The sequence below is a fragment of the Pseudomonas sp. RC3H12 genome (genome assembly GCF_018596375.1).
Lineage (GTDB): Bacteria > Pseudomonadota > Gammaproteobacteria > Pseudomonadales > Pseudomonadaceae > Aquipseudomonas.
In genome coordinates this window covers 3137185-3153609 of the sequence record NZ_CP075595.1, presented here as the reverse complement: position 1 = coordinate 3153609, position 16425 = coordinate 3137185, and the positions used below count along the sequence as shown (strand labels likewise).

Sequence of the window (16425 nt, the reverse complement as noted above, 5' to 3'; positions counted from 1 at the left end):
TCGGCGCTTTCCCGATCACTCAAGGTTCGCTGTCCATGAGCAATGTTCGCAGCAAGATCTGCGGGATTACCCGCATCGAGGATGCCCTGGCTGCGGTCGAGGCCGGCGCCGACGCCCTCGGTTTCGTCTTCTATGCGAAAAGCCCGCGGGCGGTGGACGTGCGTCAGGCGCGGGCGATCATCGACGCGCTGCCGCCGTTCGTGACCACCGTGGGGCTGTTCGTCAACGCCTCGCGCTGCGAGCTCAACGAGATCCTCGAAGTGGTTTCCCTGGACCTGCTACAGTTCCACGGCGATGAAACCCCCGCCGATTGCGAGGGCTACCACCGCCCCTGGATCAAGGCCCTGCGGGTGCGCCCGGGGGATGACCTGGAGGCCGCCTGCCGGCACTACGCTGGCGCTCGCGGCATCCTGCTGGATGCCTATGTACCAGGCGTGCCGGGAGGAACCGGCGAGGCGTTCGACTGGTCACTGATTCCGCAACACCTGAGCAAGCCGATCATCCTTGCCGGTGGCCTGTCGGCCGACAACGTCGCCGAGGCTATTCGCCAGGTGCGCCCGTACGCGGTGGATGTCAGCGGCGGCGTGGAGCAGGCCAAAGGCATCAAGGATGCGGCAAGGATCGAAGCCTTCATGCAGGCGGTCAAGCACGCGTGAACGCGGATGTGACGGCTGGCCGCGCGCCATCGTCCATAGCTTTCGCAGCCCGGTGCTGCCAGGCCGCGCCAGAGCGCGGGGCATGCCGGGGAAGAATTGGAGGTGGGGCGGCCCGGGTCGGCCCATCGTCGCTTTACAGAAGAATTTGAGCTCAAGGGCTGGGCGGGGCTGCAAAGGTCTCCCTGGCCAATACTGGAGAAAGCAAGCATGAGCAACTGGTTGGTAGACAAACTGATCCCTTCGATCATGCGTTCCGAGGTGAAGAAGAGCTCGGTACCGGAAGGGCTGTGGCACAAGTGCCCGTCCTGCGAAGCCGTGCTGTATCGCCCGGAGCTGGAAAAGACCCTCGACGTCTGCCCTAAGTGCAACCACCACATGCGTATCGGCGCGCGCGCGCGCATCGATATCTTCCTCGACCCAGAAGGTCGCGCAGAACTGGGCGCCGACCTGGAGCCGGTCGATCGCCTGAAGTTCCGTGACGGCAAGAAGTACAAGGACCGCCTGACCGCCGCGCAGAAGCAGACCGGTGAGAAGGACGCGCTGATCTCCATGAGCGGCACCCTGATGGGCATGCCGATCGTGGTCAGCGCCTTCGAGTTCTCCTTCATGGGCGGCTCGATGGGCGCCATCGTCGGCGAGCGTTTCGTGCGTGCTGCCAACTACGCCCTGGAAAATCGCTGCCCGATGGTCTGCTTCTCCGCTTCCGGCGGTGCGCGCATGCAGGAAGCACTGATCTCGCTGATGCAGATGGCCAAGACTTCCGCCGTGCTGGCGCGCCTGCGCGAAGAAGGCATTCCGTTCATCTCGGTGCTGACCGACCCGGTCTACGGCGGCGTTTCCGCCAGCCTGGCGATGCTTGGCGACGTGATCGTCGGCGAGCCGAAGGCGCTGATCGGCTTTGCCGGCCCGCGGGTAATCGAGCAGACCGTGCGCGAGAAGCTGCCGGAAGGCTTCCAGCGCAGCGAGTTCCTGCTGGAGCACGGTGCCATCGACCTGATCATTTCCCGTGACGAGCTGCGTCCGCGCCTGGCCCGCCTGCTGGCGCAGATGACCGGCCAGCCGACCCCGGAAGCGGCCAAAGAGGTCGCCGCGGTCGCGTGATGAACCAGCGCAGCCTGGGCGACTGGCTCGCCTACCTCGAACAGTTGCACCCCTCGGCCATCGACATGGGCCTGGAGCGCTCGCAACAGGTGCTTGCGCGCCTGGGCCTGGGCGCGCTGGCGCCCCGTGTGGTCACGGTGACCGGCACCAACGGCAAGGGCTCGACCTGCGCCTTCATGGCCGCGTTGCTGCGCTCGCAGGGGCTAAGGGTCGGGGTGTACAGTTCGCCGCATCTGCTGCGTTACAACGAACGGGTGCTGATCGACGGCCAGGAGGCCAGCGATGAGCGCCTGTGCGAAGCGTTCGCCGCCGTGGAAGCGGCGCGGGGCGAGATCTCGCTGACCTATTTCGAAATGGGCACCCTGGCGGCGTTCTGGTTGTTCAGGCAAGCCGCACTGGATGCCGTGGTGCTCGAGGTCGGTTTGGGTGGCCGGCTGGATGCGGTCAATCTGGTGGATGCCGACATCGCGCTGGTCACCAGCATTGGCGTCGACCACGTCGATTACCTGGGCGATAGCCGCGAGTCGGTAGCCTACGAGAAGGCGGGAATCTTCCGCCAGGGCAAGCCTGCGCTGTGCGGTGACCTTGATCCGCCGCAGCCTTTGTTGGACAAGGTGCGCGAGCTGGATTGCCCGTTCTTCCTGCGTGGACGTGATTTCGACCTGGATAGCAGCGTTGACCACTGGCATTGGCGTGGTCGCCAGCTCGACGGTTCGCCCGTTGAACTGCATAACCTGCCGTTGCTCGACCTGCCCATGGAGAATGCCGCCCTGGCCTTGCAGGCCTTCCTGCTGATGGGGCTGCCGTGGGATGCCGGCAAGGTTCGTCAGGCTTTGCTGGATACCCGTATCACCGGTCGCCTTGACCGGCGTGGGCTGTCATTCCAGGGTAAGCGTGTCGAGCTGTTGCTGGATGTCGGTCACAATCCGCACGCCGCCGAGTACCTGGCCTGCCGCCTGGCGGCACGCCCGGTGAGGGGGCGACGCCTGGCGGTCTTCGGCCTGTTGGCCGACAAGGACCTGCCCGGCGTGCTTGCGCCACTGCGCGGTCAGGTCGCCGACTGGGCGGTAGCGCCGCTGGACACGCCGCGCAGCCGCCCGGCCGCGGAACTGGCGGATGCCTTGACGAACCTCGGTGCGACGGTGAAGTCTTACGCCAGTGTTGCGGCTGCCCTCGAAGGGCAGTGCGCCCGGGCGACGGCGGATGACCAGATCCTGCTGTTCGGTTCGTTTTTCTGCGTCGGCGAGGCCCTGGCCTGGCTTGAGCGGCAGGTTTCCGAGGATGGAGTAGATGGCAGTGCTGGATAAAGGGATGAAGCAGCGCATGGTCGGTGCGCTGGTGCTGGTGGCGCTGGCGGTGATCTTCCTGCCGATGTTGTTCACCCGCGAGGACGAGATGCGCCAGGTGCGTGTCGAGGCGCCGGAAGCGCCGGCCATGCCCAATCTGCCCCAGGTGCAGGTGGAGCCTGTGCAGGTGCCGGAGCCACAACCGCTGCCGGAGCAGAACGAGCAACCTGTAGTGGTGGTCGACGAGTCCACGGCGCCGGTGGCTACGCCGAGCCAGCCGATCACTCCGGCGCCGACTGCGGCGCAACCTCAGCCCAAACCGCAGACCCCGGTGCCCGCTCCGCCGGTGGCCAAGGTCGAGCCCCGTCCGGCGCCTGCACCGAGCGCGGCGCCTACCGCGCCCGCGGCCAAGCCCGCTACGCCGTCGAAGATCGACGTCAACGGCCTGCCGGTGAGCTGGTCGATCCAGTTGGCCAGCCTGTCCAATCGGGCCGGTGCCGACAATCTGCAGAAGACCCTGCGCAGCCAGGGCTACAACGCCTATATTCGTTCGGCGGACGGCATGAACCGGGTATTCGTCGGACCGTTGATCGAGCGAGCGGAAGCCGAGCGCCTGCGTGATGTGATTAATCGCCAGCAGAACCTAAAGGGCATCGTGGTACGTTTCCAGCCGGAGCGTGGTTAGCATCTATCGTGGGGCAAGTCGCATCGGCGCACCGATGCGACTTGCCCCACGATGGTTTTCAAGCCTGTAAAGCTGTCCCCGGAGTCAGCCTGCAGCCCTTCAAACTCCTGACATTCCGCTTACCCCCAGCCCCTCGCTCTGGTAAAATGCGCCGCCTCAAACGTCGGCAGGCAACACCGTGGCATTTACCTGGGTTGATTGGGCGATCATCGCGATCATCGCCATTTCCTCACTGATCAGTCTCAAGCGCGGCTTCGTCAAGGAAGCCTTGTCCCTGCTCATCTGGATTGTCGCCGGCGCGGTGGCCTGGATGTTCGGCGGCTCGCTTGCGCAGTATCTTGAAAGCTATATCCAGATGCCGTCCGCACGAGTCATTGCCGGCTGCGCCATTCTTTTCGTCGCCACGCTGCTGGTCGGGGCGATGCTCAATTTCCTCATCGGCGAGCTGATCCGCGTGACCGGGCTGTCCGGCACCGATCGCTTCCTCGGCATGGCCTTCGGCGCCGCGCGCGGGGGCCTGCTGGTGGTGGTGGCGGTCGGGCTGCTGAGCCTGGGGCCGGTGCAACAGGATCCGTGGTGGCAGGAATCGCGCCTGATACCACAATTTCTATTGGTAGCCGACTGGTCGAAGAACCTCATACTCGGGTTCAGCGGCCAGTGGATGTCCAGTGGGGTCAGCGCACCCGTTGACCTTCCGTTCAAGGAGCAGTTGCTCGGGCCGACCAAGCCCTGAGCGCGCTTCACTCAAGTTTCATCAAAGTAGGGGTTGCGTCGCATGTGTGGCATCGTCGGTATCGTCGGTAAGTCGAACGTCAATCAGGCGCTGTATGACGCGCTAACCGTGCTTCAGCACCGCGGCCAGGACGCTGCCGGTATCGTAACCAGCCACGACGGCCGGTTGTTCCTGCGCAAGGATAACGGCCTGGTGCGCGACGTCTTCCAGCAGCGCCACATGCAGCGCCTGGTGGGCAGCATCGGCATCGGTCATGTGCGCTACCCGACCGCCGGCAGCTCCACCTCGGCCGAGGCCCAGCCGTTCTACGTCAACTCGCCGTATGGCATCACCCTGGCGCACAACGGCAACCTGACCAACGTCGAGCAGTTGGCCAAGGAGATCTACGAGTCCGACCTGCGCCACGTCAACACCAACTCCGACTCCGAAGTGCTGCTGAACGTGTTCGCTCACGAGCTGGCCGTGCGCGGCAAGCTGCAGCCGACCGAAGAAGACGTGTTCGCCGCCGTGTCCCACGTGCATAGCCGCTGCGTCGGTGGCTACGCGGTGGTGGCGATGATCACCGGCTACGGCATCGTCGGCTTCCGTGACCCCAACGGCATCCGTCCGGTGGTGTTTGGCCAGCGTCACACCGACGAAGGCGTCGAGTACATGATCGCCTCGGAAAGTGTCGCCCTGGACGTGCTCGGCTTCACCCTGATTCGCGACCTGGCGCCGGGCGAGGCGGTGTACATCACCGAAGGCGGCCAGCTGTTCACCAAACAGTGCGCCAAGAGCCCGAAACTGCAGCCGTGCATCTTCGAGCACGTGTACCTTGCCCGTCCGGATTCGATCATGGACGGCGTCTCGGTATACAAGGCGCGCCTGCGCATGGGCGAAAAGCTGGCCGAGAAGATCCAGCGCGAACGCCCCGAGCACGACATCGACGTGGTCATCCCGATCCCGGACACCAGCCGCACCGCGGCGTTGGAACTGGCCAACCACCTGGGCGTCAAGTTCCGCGAAGGCTTCGTCAAGAACCGTTACATCGGTCGTACCTTCATCATGCCCGGCCAGGCCGCGCGCAAGAAGTCGGTGCGCCAGAAGCTCAACGCCATCGAGCTGGAGTTCCGCGGCAAGAACGTGATGCTGGTGGACGACTCGATCGTGCGCGGCACCACCTGCAAGCAGATCATCCAGATGGCCCGCGAAGCCGGCGCCAAGAACGTCTATTTCTGCTCTGCGGCCCCAGCGGTACGCTACCCCAACGTCTACGGCATCGACATGCCGAGCGCTCACGAACTGATCGCCCACAACCGTACCACCGAACAGGTGGCCGAGTTGATCGGCGCCGACTGGCTGATCTATCAGGACCTGCCGGACCTGATCGAATCGGTCGGTGGCGGCAAGATCAAGATCGAGCATTTCGATTGCGCGGTGTTCAACGGTGAGTATGTCACCGGCGATATCGACGAAGCCTACCTCGACCGCATCGAGCAGGCTCGTAATGACCTGGCCAAGGTGAAGAACCAGGCGGTCAGCGCGATCATCGACCTGTACAACAACTGATTTGGGAGCGACGGCATGACCGAACAATGGGATGCCGGTCGACTGGACAGTGACCTCGAGGGTGTCGGTTTCGACACCCTGGCGGTGCGCGCCGGTCAGAACCGTACACCGGAGGCCGAGCACAGCGAAGCGCTGTTCCTGACCTCCAGCTATGTCTTCCGCACGGCTGCCGACGCTGCCGCGCGCTTTGCCGGCGAAACGCCGGGCAATGTCTATTCGCGCTACACCAACCCCACCGTGCGCGCCTTCGAGGAGCGCCTGGCGGCCATGGAAGGCGCCGAGCAGGCCGTGGCCACCTCCACCGGCATGGCGGCGATCCTCGCCGTGGTCATGTCGCTGTGCAGTGCCGGCGACCATGTGCTGGTGTCGCAGAGTGTGTTCGGCTCGACCATCAGCCTGTTCGAGAAGTATTTCAAGCGGTTCGGCGTGCAGGTGGACTACGTGCCGCTGGTCGACCTGGGCGGTTGGGAAAAAGCCATCAAGGCCAATACCAAGCTGCTGGTCGTCGAGTCGCCGTCCAACCCGCTGGCTGAGCTGGTGGACATCACTGCACTGGCCGAAATCGCCCACGCCCGCGGCGCGCTGCTGGTGGTGGATAACTGCTTCAGCACCCCGGCCTTGCAGCAACCGCTCAAGCTCGGTGCCGATATCGTGTTCCACTCGGCGACCAAGTTCATCGACGGCCAGGGACGTTGCATGGGCGGCGTGGTGGCCGGGCGCAGCGAACAGATGAAGGAGGTCGTGGGCTTCCTGCGGACCGCCGGCCCAACCCTCAGCCCGTTCAACGCCTGGGTCTTCACCAAGGGGCTGGAAACCCTCAAGCTGCGCATGCGCGCCCACTGCGAGAGCGCCCAGGCGCTGGCCGAGTGGCTCGAGCGCCAGGACGGTATCGAGAAGGTCCACTACGCCGGCCTGTCGAGCCATCCGCAGCATGAACTGGCCAAGCGCCAGATGAGCGGCTTCGGCGCGGTGGTCAGCTTCGAGGTGAAGGGTGGCAAGGAAGGTGCCTGGCGCTTCATCGACGCCACCCGGGTGATCTCCATCACCACCAACCTCGGTGACAGCAAGACCACTATCGCCCACCCGGCCACCACCTCCCACGGCCGTCTGACGCCGCAGGAGCGTGAAGCGGCGGGTATCCGTGACAGCCTGGTGCGCGTGGCGGTTGGTCTGGAAGACGTGGCCGACCTGCAAGCCGATCTGGCTCGTGGCCTGGCGGCGCTGTGATCGACTGGAAGGGTGGCGAGCCCGGCCATAATGGTCGGGTGGCTTTGGTGACCGGTGCCGCCCGCGGCATCGGCCTGGGCATCGCCGCCTGGTTGATCTGCGAGGGCTGGCAGGTGGTGCTCAGCGACCTGGACCGCCCGCGTGGCGCCAAGGTCGCCAAGGCGCTGGGCGACAACGCCTGGTTCATCACCATGGATGTGGCCGACGAGGCCCAGGTCAGTGCCGGGGTGTCCGAGGTACTCGGGCAGTTTGGCCGACTGGACGCGCTGGTGTGCAACGCGGCGATCGCCAACCCGCACAACCAGACCTTGGAGAGCCTGTCCCTGACCCAATGGAACCGGGTGCTGGCGGTCAACCTCAATGGCCCGATGCTGCTGGCCAAGCATTGCGCACCTTACCTGCGCGCCCATGGTGGTGCGATCGTCAACCTGGCTTCCACCCGTGCCCGGCAATCCGAGCCGGACACCGAGGCCTATGCCGCCAGCAAGGGCGGGCTGGTTGCCTTGACCCACGCCCTGGCCATGAGCCTGGCGCCGGAGATTCGCGTAAATGCCGTGAGCCCGGGCTGGATCGATGCCCGTGACCCCTCGCAGCGGCGCGCCGAGCCTCTGAGCGACGCCGACCATGCTCAGCATCCGGCTGGACGGGTGGGGACGGTGGAGGACGTCGCGGCGCTGGTGGCGTGGCTGCTGTCGCGCCAGGCGGGGTTCGTCACCGGCCAGGAGTTCGTGGTCGATGGCGGGATGACCCGCAAGATGATCTATACCTGAGCGGCAAGCTATAAGCTCCAAGCTGCAAGAGGGGACCGTAAGGTCCCCTTTGTCTTTCTCCGGGTCGAATACGGTAGTGAGGGAGACGAGAGCTTTTGCTTGTCGCTTGCAGCTTCAAGCTTGCAGCTGTTTTTGCCCTTTTTGAAAAAAACTTCAATGGGGGTATTGACTTAGCATCGGTACCTGCGTAAATTTCGCGGCCTCAGCGAAGCAAACGCAACAAGCAACATCGCGGGGGTGATTAGCTCAGCCGGGAGAGCATCTGCCTTACAAGCAGAGGGTCGGCGGTTCGATCCCGTCATCACCCACCACTTCCTGAGGAGGTTTCTGGTCCAAGGTGCTTTGCAAGAAGCGCTCTGGCAGAGAGAAACAGGACGCAAGTCCAACACTGCGCGGCGGTAGTTCAGTCGGTTAGAATACCGGCCTGTCACGCCGGGGGTCGCGGGTTCGAGTCCCGTCCGCCGCGCCATTTTATCCCAGATGGGTGCTTGCACCGGTCTGAGGCCGCAAGGCCAGGTCCCAGTTTCAATCAGGCGCAAGCCTGAACGATACGCAGCGGTAGTTCAGTCGGTTAGAATACCGGCCTGTCACGCCGGGGGTCGCGGGTTCGAGTCCCGTCCGCTGCGCCATCTTTCGCCGAGAGCCCCATGAACGCTCAAAGCAAGCAGAAAAGGCGATGATAGGTCGCCTTTTTTGTTCCTGGCTTTCGCGCTGTAGCGCTTGAAAGCTCAGATCCCAGTTTCAATCGGGTGCAAACCTGAACGATACGCAGCGGTAGTTCAGTCGGTTAGAATACCGGCCTGTCACGCCGGGGGTCGCGGGTTCGAGTCCCGTCCGCTGCGCCATCTTCGCCTCGAGGCCCTCTGAACACCTCGAAGCAACGGAAAAGCGACCTTAGGGTCGCTTTTTTCGTTTCAGCAGCTTGCCCGGCCATGGGCAAGGATTTCCAATAATGCTGACAGACTCTTCACCGATCAAAGGTTTCAGCCGCTGATCGATGTGATGCACAATACGCCCCATTCGTTTCTTCCCGGAATTGGCAATGTCTAGATCAACCGTCTATGGCGCGCTCGGGCTGGCCCTCGTGCTGGCGGGCGTGTCCGGCTGTTCCTCGAAAAAGGCCGCCGTCTACGAGCACGAGAACTTCGATGACTCGGGCACCTTTTCCCGCACCTTCGCCAGCAGCGAGGCCGGCTCCTGCGAGGCAGCGCGGCGTGCGCTGCTCAGCCAGGGCTACATCATCACCAGCAGCGATGCCAACCAGGTCGCCGGCAACAAGAGCTTCCAGCAGAACGCCGAGAATCACCTGCAGATCAGCTTCAACATCACCTGCGTGCCGGACATGAGCGACAAGCAGCGCTCGACCATGTTCGCCAATGCCCTGCAGGATCGCTACGCCCTGAAGAAGTCCAACACTTCCGCCAGCCTTGGCGTTGGCGTGCTGGGTTCGGTGTCGATGCCGATCGGCTCCACCGACGACTCCATGGTCAAGGTGGCCAGCGAGACGGTTACCGCCGCGCAGTTCTACGATCGTTACTTCGCCCTGGTGGAAAGCTACCTGCCGAAACCGAAGAAGCCGGAGAAGTCCGAACCCGCCGCCGAGCCGAAGGTGGAGAAACCTGCCGCCGACCTGGGCCTGCCGGAGCCTGCGCCTGCTGCCCTGGCGCCCGTACCACAGCCCGTCACCCCGGTAGCCGAAAGCGTGGCAGAGACACCGGCCCCGGTATCGACACCGGTTGCTGCCGCCCCTGCCGCAGCGCCTGCGCCCGTTGCCACTCCAGCGCCTCCCGTGCCGTCCAGCGAGGCCCCGGCCGCGCCGGTGGTGGATGACAGTAAGGGTTCGCAACCCATCGCGCCGCCTGTCGAGCCAGCGCCGATCCAGGTTCAGCAGGAAGCTCCGGCGGCAGAGCAGGCGCCGGCGCCACTCTGACTTGTCGATAACTTCCTGGGTGCCTGCTACGTTTATCGTTCATAGGGCTGTAATCATTCTGTCATTACGCTGGCTTAGGTTGGCGCAATGACAGAAGAACGACGAATGAGGGGCGTGAAGATGGACGATTACCAGGAAGAACTGCTCGAGTTCCAGGCCTATGAGCTGGACCTGCCGGAGCCGGCCGACGACGCCACCGAGCTCTAACCGACTTGCCGCTGATGGCGGCGAAACTCCCCCGGGGTCAGCCCCGTCCAGCGCTTGAATGCGCGCTGGAACGCCTCTGCCGAGGCGAATCCCAGCAGATAGGCGATCTCGCCGAAGGCCAGTTCCGTATCGCGAATATAGGTCTCGGCCAGGTCACGCCGTGTGTCGTTGAGCAGGTTGCGAAAGCGCGTGCCTTCCTCGGCCAGCTTGCGGCGCAACGTCCAGGTTGGCAGCTGCAGGTGCCGCGCCACTTCCTCCAGGTCCGGTTCGTGCCCGCCATTGAGCAGTGGGCCCAGCAGATGGGTGATGCGCTCGCCCAGGCTGCGCACACGGGTGCGCTGGGCCAGTTCCGCTTCGCACAGCTGCAGCAGGTGCTGCCAGGTACTGGGGCAGTGCTGCAGGTTCGGCAGGTCCAGGGTGGCCCGGCTCAGGCGCAGTTGGTTGGCGGTGCCACCGAAATGCACGGTGCCCGTACACAGGCCTTGGTATTGCGCGGCGTAGGCGGGAGTGTTGAATTCGATCTCAAGACGTTCGGCTTGCACCGGCCTGGCGGTGAGGGCGCCGAGCTGCGCCAGCCAGCCCGCGAGCATCGAGTCGACCACGAAGTGGTTGTAGCTGTTATAGGGGCTGATGGAATAGAACCTCAACCAAGCGCCCTGGGTGTCTTCGTGGAAACTCGAACGGCCCCGGTAGTTGGCGGCATACAACGGTTCGAAGCGCAGCAGGGTGCGGGCGGCTTCGCCGAGGGTGGGTGCCTGCGCGGCAGTCACCCCGGCCAGCCCTGCCTGGGCCAGGCGGCTCAGGCGCCCCATGTGCAGGCCCAGGGCCGGTTCGGCGGACAAGGCGATCGCCGCATGGCCCAGGTGCATGTAGCGCGGAATCGATAGGCGCGCGCCTGGCTCGGCCAGGCGCCTGGCGTCGAGGCCGTAGCGCAGCAGCAGCGGCTGCGGGTCGTGGCCGAGCATGGCCAGTGCTTCGGCCAGGGGCTGGACGAAACCTACTGACAGATCACCCAGGCGCACGCGGGGGCGGGGCATGGCGTCACAGCCACAGGTTGAGCAGGCGCGCACCGTGGCTGTCGTTGCCGACCCACAGTGTGCCGCTTTGGCTGGCAAAGCCCTGGCCGTCGCTACCCAGCTCCCAGAACTGGCCACGCATGAACACGCTCATGCTCGGGGTGCTGTCATTGGCGGCCAGCGGTAGTTGCTGCCAGGCGCGTTGCTCACTGACCTCGCCGCGTCGCAGCGGCAGGTCGGCGGCCTGCGCCTGGTGGCGATTGCCACGCCAGGGCGCCTGCCAGCTGTGCTTGCCGCTCAGGAAAACCGGGTTGGCGATCACTTGCACCGATTGCGCGGCCAGTTGCTGATGGTTGGCCGGGTACCAGCTGTCGCTGCCGATCAGCACGCCCAGACGCCCGGCGGGGGTCTCCAGCACTTGCAGGGGGTGTTGCTGGCCACCTTGGATGTAGCGCCGGCTTTCGCTGTCGGGGTACTGCTGGTGCTGAGGCTGGCCGAGCACCGAACCGTCGCTGGCGAACACCAGGCTGCTGTTGTAAAGCGGGCCGTTGCCGGTGCGTAGCACGCCGTTCTCGACGTAGGGCGCGGGCAGGACGATAGAGCCCGCCACCAGGGTGACGCCGAACTCGCGGGCCAGGTTGCCGAACAGCTGCTGGTAGTCGGCAGCCATCTGCGCGGCCTTCATGCGCAGGTGGGCGTCCGAGCGGCGGTCGTCGCCGCTGGCGGCGAGCATCGCCAGGCCGTAGCGCAGCGGGTTGCTCAACTCCAGCCACTGCCAGGCCTCGCTGCGCTGGGTAACCTGGTACAGCTCGCGCTTTTCGCCACGAGCCCACAGCCAGGTGCCGATATGCTCGGGCAGGACCACCACGGTGCGCGGGTTGACCAGCCCCTGGGCACGGGCCTGCTCCAGATAGGCCGAGAGTTTGCGGTGCAGGCGCGTCAGGTTCTGGTAGTCGCCCGGATATAGCAACGGCTCGACCCCCAGCAGGTTGCCGTGCTCGCCTGGCACGCCCTGGTTGAGGGCCAGCTCGATGCGCAGGTCGGACAGGTAATGGCCTTCCGGACGCTGCAGGGTCCAGAAGCCATAGCCACAGAGGGCAGCGAGGGTGACCAGCGCCAGGGCGCCGGCTAGCAGTTTGCGCATGGAACGGTCCAGCGTTGTGCGGTAGAGGTGCCTTAGGGTAGACCTGCTGTGCAGCAGGATCAATAAGTTGTCAGTTTCGATCATTGAGCGTGTTCAAACGCCTGTTTAATGTCGGCCTCAGACAACCGACGGGCCCCGCGAGCTGGTGTAGACAGCGGCAGAGGCGCCCGCATTCCGTGATCCTGCCAACTGTGGAGTCCATCCATGGCGACCGACCGTTACCCGCACCTGCTGGCCCCCCTCGACCTGGGTTTCACCACCTTGCGCAACCGCACCCTGATGGGTTCGATGCACACAGGCCTCGAAGAACGCCCCGGCGGCTTCGAACGCATGGCCGCGTACTTCGCCGAGCGTGCCCGTGGTGGTGTCGGCCTGATGGTCACCGGCGGCATCGCGCCCAACGATGAAGGCGGCGTGTACTCCGGCGCGGCCAAGCTCAGCACCGAGGAAGAGGCTGCCAAGCACCGGGTCGTCACCGAGGCCGTGCATGCCGCCGGTGGCAAGATCTGCCTGCAGATCCTCCACGCCGGGCGCTATGCCTACAGTCCGAAACAGGTGGCGCCCAGCGCCATCCAGGCACCGATCAACCCGTTCAAGCCCAAGGAGCTGGACGAGGAGGGCATCGAGAAGCAGATCCGCGATTTCGTCACCTGCGCAAGCCTGGCCCAGCGCGCCGGCTACGACGGCGTCGAGATCATGGGTTCGGAAGGCTACTTCATCAACCAGTTCCTCGCCGCCCACACCAACCACCGCACCGACCGCTGGGGCGGCAGCTATGAGAACCGCATGCGCCTGGCCGTGGAAATCGTGCAGCGGGTGCGCGAGGCGGTGGGGCCGAACTTCATCATCATCTTCCGCCTGTCGATGCTCGACCTGGTCGAGGGGGGCAGCAACTGGGAGGAGATCGAGCTGCTGGCCAAGGCCATCGAGCAGGCCGGCGCCACGCTGATCAACACAGGTATCGGCTGGCACGAGGCGCGCATCCCGACCATCGCCACCAAGGTGCCACGCGCGGCGTTCAGCAAGGTCACCGCCAAGCTGCGCGGCGTGGTGAAGATCCCGTTGATCACCACTAACCGCATCAATACCCCGGAAGTGGCCGAGGCGGTGCTGGCCGAGGGCGATGCCGACATGGTCTCCATGGCCCGGCCGTTCCTGGCCGACCCCGATTTCGTCAACAAGGCCGCCGAAGGCCGTGGCGACGAGATCAACACCTGCATCGGCTGCAACCAGGCGTGCCTGGACCACACTTTCGGCGGCAAGCTGACCAGCTGCCTGGTCAACCCGCGTGCCTGCCATGAGACGGAGCTCAACTACCTGCCGGTACGGGCGGTGAAGCGCATTGCTGTGGTCGGCGCGGGTCCTGCGGGCCTGGCAGCGGCCACCGTGGCCGCCGAGCGCGGTCATGCCGTAACGCTGTTCGATGCTGCCGACGAGATCGGTGGGCAATTCAACGTGGCCAAACGCGTGCCGGGCAAGGAGGAGTTCTACGAGACCCTGCGTTACTTCCGCAACAAGGTGAAGTCCACTGGTGTCGAGCTGCGCCTGAACACTCGTGTTGATGTAGCTGCGCTGGTGGCCGGCGAGTTCGACGAGGTCATTCTGGCCACCGGCATCGCCCCGCGCACGCCGGCCATTCCCGGCATCGACAATGCCAAGGTGCTGAACTACCTGGACGTGCTGCTCGAGCGCAAGCCGGTGGGCGAGCGGGTCGCGGTGATCGGTGCTGGTGGTATCGGTTTCGATGTGTCCGAGTACCTGGTGCACAAGGGCGTGGCCACCAGCCAGGACCGTGAGGCGTTCTGGAAGGAATGGGGCATTGATACGCAGCTGGAGGCCCGTGGTGGTGTGGCCGGGGTGAAGGCAGAGCCTCATGCGCCGGCGCGCCAGGTCTATCTGCTGCAACGCAAGAAGACCAAGGTTGGCGACGGCCTGGGCAAGACCACCGGCTGGATCCACCGCACGGGGCTGAAGAACAAGCAGGTGCAGATGCTCAACAGCGTCGAGTACCTGGGCGTCGACGATGCCGGCCTGCATGTGCGCATCGGCGAGGGCGAGCCGCAGGTGCTGGCGGTGGACAACATCGTCGTCTGCGCGGGGCAGGAGCCGCTGCGCGAGTTGCATGACGGCCTTGTGGCGGCCGGGCAATCGGTGCACTTGATCGGTGGCGCTGATGTGGCGGCTGAGCTTGATGCCAAGCGGGCGATTAACCAAGGGTCGAGATTGGCGGCCGAGTTGTAATTGTTTGAACAGGTGATGAGCCAACTTTCACAGGTGAGGTGGTGATACACCTTTCCTTTGGGCGTTGGCTTGTCAGCGAGTAGTTGTAACTGAAGAAGCACTGCGAGTAGTCTTCATATACTCCATGTATCTTGCTCTTGCTCTTGCTCTTGCTCTTGCTCTTGCTCTTGCTCTTGCTCTTGCTCTTGCTCTTGCTCTTGCTCTGCTTTTGCTTCTAAGTGCGCGATAATTCAGGCGACACAAATTGCGACTTCAGGAGGCCGAACGCAGGCCTCCTGAAGTCGCGAAGTTACGGGCGGCGCCTGGGATGACGCAGCTGTCGCTAGTGGAATTTGGGATAAACTCTCGATCGGCAACGGCAACGAGCAGCACGTCTGCATCTGCGTGATCAGATAAACTGCCTCCATGTCTGATTTTTCTCTCCCCCAAGCCCCCCTGCAACGCCTCGACCTATCTTGGTTACGCCACGCGGGAATCGAAGCTGCGGTCCTGCGCCTGGACCTGATCGACCCGCTGATCAGCGGCAACAAATGGTTCAAGCTGCGTCATCACCTGCTCCAGGCGCGCAAGGCCGATGCGCCGGGCCTGATCAGCCTGGGTGGTAACCATTCCAACCATCTTCATGCCCTGGCGGCGGCTGGCAAGCGCTTCGGCTTCGCCACTGCCGGGCTATTGCGTGGCCACCCCCAGGACACACCGACGGTGCGAGACCTGCAGGCCCTGGGCATGGAGTTGCATTGGCTCGGTTTCGGCGGCTACCGCAATCGCCATGAACCCGGTTTCTGGGAGCCCTGGCAGGCCCGCTACCCGCGTTGGCACTGCATCCCTGAAGGCGGTGGCGGCCAAGCTGGCGCGCAGGGCTGCGGCTTGATCGTCGCGCAATGCCGGGCGCAGTTGGTAACGCTCGGCTGGCCGGGCTACGACGCGTGGTGGCTGGCGGCAGGCACCGGCACGACCTTGGCCGGAATGGTGCTGGAGGAGGCGGGCAGACATGTGGTCCATGGCGCCCTGGCCGTGCCCCTTGACCACGGTGTACCGGAAACCGTCGCAGCGCTGGCGGGCGTGCACGGCTACCAATTGCACGACGCTAGCCGTGGCGGCTTTGCCCGTATCGACGACGCACTGCTGGCGTTCATCGCCGACACCGAACGGCAAACCGGCATGCCGCTGGAGGCGCTCTACACCGGCAAGGCCCTGCTGGCCCTGCGCGACCGGGTCGAGGCCGGGCGTTTTGCCCCCGGCACCCGCCTGGTATTCCTGCACACCGGAGGCCTGCAGGGACGACGCGGTTACTTGTAGGGCAGCATGCGCAACAGCGTGTTGTCGCGCCGCACATAGTGGTGATAGAGCCCGGCCAGCGCGTGCAGGCCGATCAGCCAGTACCCCCAGCTGCCGATGCGTTCATGCCAGCCCTTGATGAACTTGCTCAGGTCCGGATCCGGGGTGACGATGGCCGGCAGATCCAGGCCATAGAACGGGATCGGCTTGTCGGCGGCGCTGAGGATTGCCCAGCCGGCCAGCGGCAGGCCGATCATCATCAGGTACAACAGCAGGTGCACCAGGTGCGACAGGCCGGTCTGCCAGGCTGGTGGCTTGGGCACGATCGGCGGCGTGGGGCGCGACAGGCGCAGGGCCAGGCGCAGCCAGACCAGCACGAACACCGTCAGCCCGAGCATGAAGTGCAGGTCTTTCATCAGGTCGCGTTCGGCGCTGCCCTTGGGGAACAGGCCGCGCAGCTCGATGCAGGCGTAGACGGCGGCCAGCAGCACCAGCATCAGCCAGTGCAGGGCGATCGACAGGCGCGCGTAGTGGGCCGCAGGAGTGGATGAAACCATGGTGGGTCCTCGTCATCAGGTCGGAAGGGGCGCTCTTGATGGCGCC

14 protein-coding genes and 4 tRNA genes are annotated in these 16425 nt (G+C 64.7%); 15 read left to right on the top strand and 3 right to left on the bottom strand.

Annotated features, from left to right (window positions below; all coding sequences use genetic code 11):
- The first annotated feature begins 35 nt into the window (after nucleotides 1-35).
- The 13 genes from KHO27_RS14325 to KHO27_RS14265 all read left to right on the top strand — a co-directional run bounded on the left by KHO27_RS14325 (nucleotide 36) and on the right by KHO27_RS14265 (nucleotide 9936).
- Nucleotides 36-656 carry a phosphoribosylanthranilate isomerase gene (locus KHO27_RS14325; protein ID WP_110704556.1) on the top strand — a complete coding sequence of 207 codons (621 nt, stop codon included), beginning with the start codon at nucleotides 36-38 and terminating at the stop codon, nucleotides 654-656.
- Nucleotides 657-863: 207 nt separating this feature from the next.
- A complete protein-coding gene (gene accD / locus KHO27_RS14320) occupies nucleotides 864-1757 on the top strand; it encodes an acetyl-CoA carboxylase, carboxyltransferase subunit beta (protein ID WP_028690439.1) in 894 nt (297 codons plus the stop codon).
- Nucleotides 1757-3064: a bifunctional tetrahydrofolate synthase/dihydrofolate synthase gene (folC, locus tag KHO27_RS14315; RefSeq protein WP_214500401.1), complete on the top strand. Its 1308-nt coding sequence runs from the start codon at nucleotides 1757-1759 to the stop codon at nucleotides 3062-3064. Before accD ends, folC begins: the two co-directional genes overlap by 1 nt.
- Nucleotides 3048-3728 (top strand): SPOR domain-containing protein, encoded by a 681-nt coding sequence (locus tag KHO27_RS14310; protein WP_214500400.1) that lies wholly within the window; start codon nucleotides 3048-3050, stop codon nucleotides 3726-3728. Before folC ends, KHO27_RS14310 begins: the two co-directional genes overlap by 17 nt.
- 178 nt (nucleotides 3729-3906) lie before the next feature.
- A complete protein-coding gene (locus KHO27_RS14305; RefSeq protein WP_038706536.1) occupies nucleotides 3907-4461 on the top strand; it encodes a CvpA family protein in 555 nt (184 codons plus the stop codon).
- A gap of 42 nt (nucleotides 4462-4503) precedes the next feature.
- Entirely contained in the window at nucleotides 4504-6009 is a 1506-nt protein-coding gene (gene purF, locus KHO27_RS14300; protein WP_102685386.1) for an amidophosphoribosyltransferase, read from the top strand.
- A 15-nt stretch (nucleotides 6010-6024) separates the two neighbouring features.
- Nucleotides 6025-7236 (top strand): O-succinylhomoserine sulfhydrylase, encoded by a 1212-nt coding sequence (locus tag KHO27_RS14295; protein ID WP_214500399.1) that lies wholly within the window; start codon nucleotides 6025-6027, stop codon nucleotides 7234-7236.
- The gene (locus tag KHO27_RS14290; protein ID WP_110704566.1) at nucleotides 7233-8006 is read left to right on the top strand and encodes an SDR family oxidoreductase; all 774 of its coding nucleotides are present in this window, start codon (nucleotides 7233-7235) and stop codon (nucleotides 8004-8006) included. The genes KHO27_RS14295 and KHO27_RS14290 overlap by 4 nt, the downstream gene beginning before the upstream one ends.
- A 235-nt stretch (nucleotides 8007-8241) precedes the next feature.
- Nucleotides 8242-8317, top strand: a tRNA-Val gene (locus tag KHO27_RS14285).
- Nucleotides 8318-8398: 81 nt separating this feature from the next.
- Nucleotides 8399-8475: transfer RNA gene (locus KHO27_RS14280), tRNA-Asp, on the top strand.
- Between the two features lie 83 nt (nucleotides 8476-8558).
- Nucleotides 8559-8635: transfer RNA gene (locus KHO27_RS14275), tRNA-Asp, on the top strand.
- A gap of 139 nt (nucleotides 8636-8774) precedes the next feature.
- Nucleotides 8775-8851 (top strand) — tRNA-Asp (locus KHO27_RS14270).
- Between the two features lie 197 nt (nucleotides 8852-9048).
- Nucleotides 9049-9936: a DUF2242 domain-containing protein gene (locus KHO27_RS14265; protein WP_110704568.1), complete on the top strand. Its 888-nt coding sequence runs from the start codon at nucleotides 9049-9051 to the stop codon at nucleotides 9934-9936.
- A gap of 203 nt (nucleotides 9937-10139) precedes the next feature.
- On the opposite strand, the gene KHO27_RS14260 is transcribed toward KHO27_RS14265, so the two are convergent.
- Both KHO27_RS14260 and KHO27_RS14255 read right to left on the bottom strand, forming a co-directional pair.
- Nucleotides 10140-11180: an AraC family transcriptional regulator gene (locus KHO27_RS14260; protein ID WP_214500398.1), complete on the bottom strand. Its 1041-nt coding sequence runs from the start codon at nucleotides 11178-11180 to the stop codon at nucleotides 10140-10142.
- A gap of 4 nt (nucleotides 11181-11184) precedes the next feature.
- Nucleotides 11185-12303 carry a carbon-nitrogen hydrolase family protein gene (locus KHO27_RS14255; protein WP_110704572.1) on the bottom strand — a complete coding sequence of 373 codons (1119 nt, stop codon included), beginning with the start codon at nucleotides 12301-12303 and terminating at the stop codon, nucleotides 11185-11187.
- Between the two features lie 204 nt (nucleotides 12304-12507).
- On the opposite strand from KHO27_RS14255, the gene KHO27_RS14250 reads away from it, so the two are divergent.
- Together KHO27_RS14250 and KHO27_RS14245 are read left to right on the top strand one after the other, a co-directional pair.
- Entirely contained in the window at nucleotides 12508-14544 is a 2037-nt protein-coding gene (locus KHO27_RS14250; RefSeq protein ID WP_110704574.1) for an NADPH-dependent 2,4-dienoyl-CoA reductase, read from the top strand.
- A gap of 405 nt (nucleotides 14545-14949) precedes the next feature.
- On the top strand, nucleotides 14950-15843 hold the full coding sequence (locus tag KHO27_RS14245) for a 1-aminocyclopropane-1-carboxylate deaminase/D-cysteine desulfhydrase (protein WP_214500397.1): 894 nt from the start codon (nucleotides 14950-14952) through the stop codon (nucleotides 15841-15843).
- Here KHO27_RS14245 and KHO27_RS14240 read toward each other — a convergent pair.
- On the bottom strand, nucleotides 15834-16379 hold the full coding sequence (locus tag KHO27_RS14240) for a cytochrome b (protein ID WP_214500396.1): 546 nt from the start codon (nucleotides 16377-16379) through the stop codon (nucleotides 15834-15836). The genes KHO27_RS14245 and KHO27_RS14240 overlap by 10 nt on opposite strands.
- Nucleotides 16380-16425 lie beyond the last annotated feature (46 nt).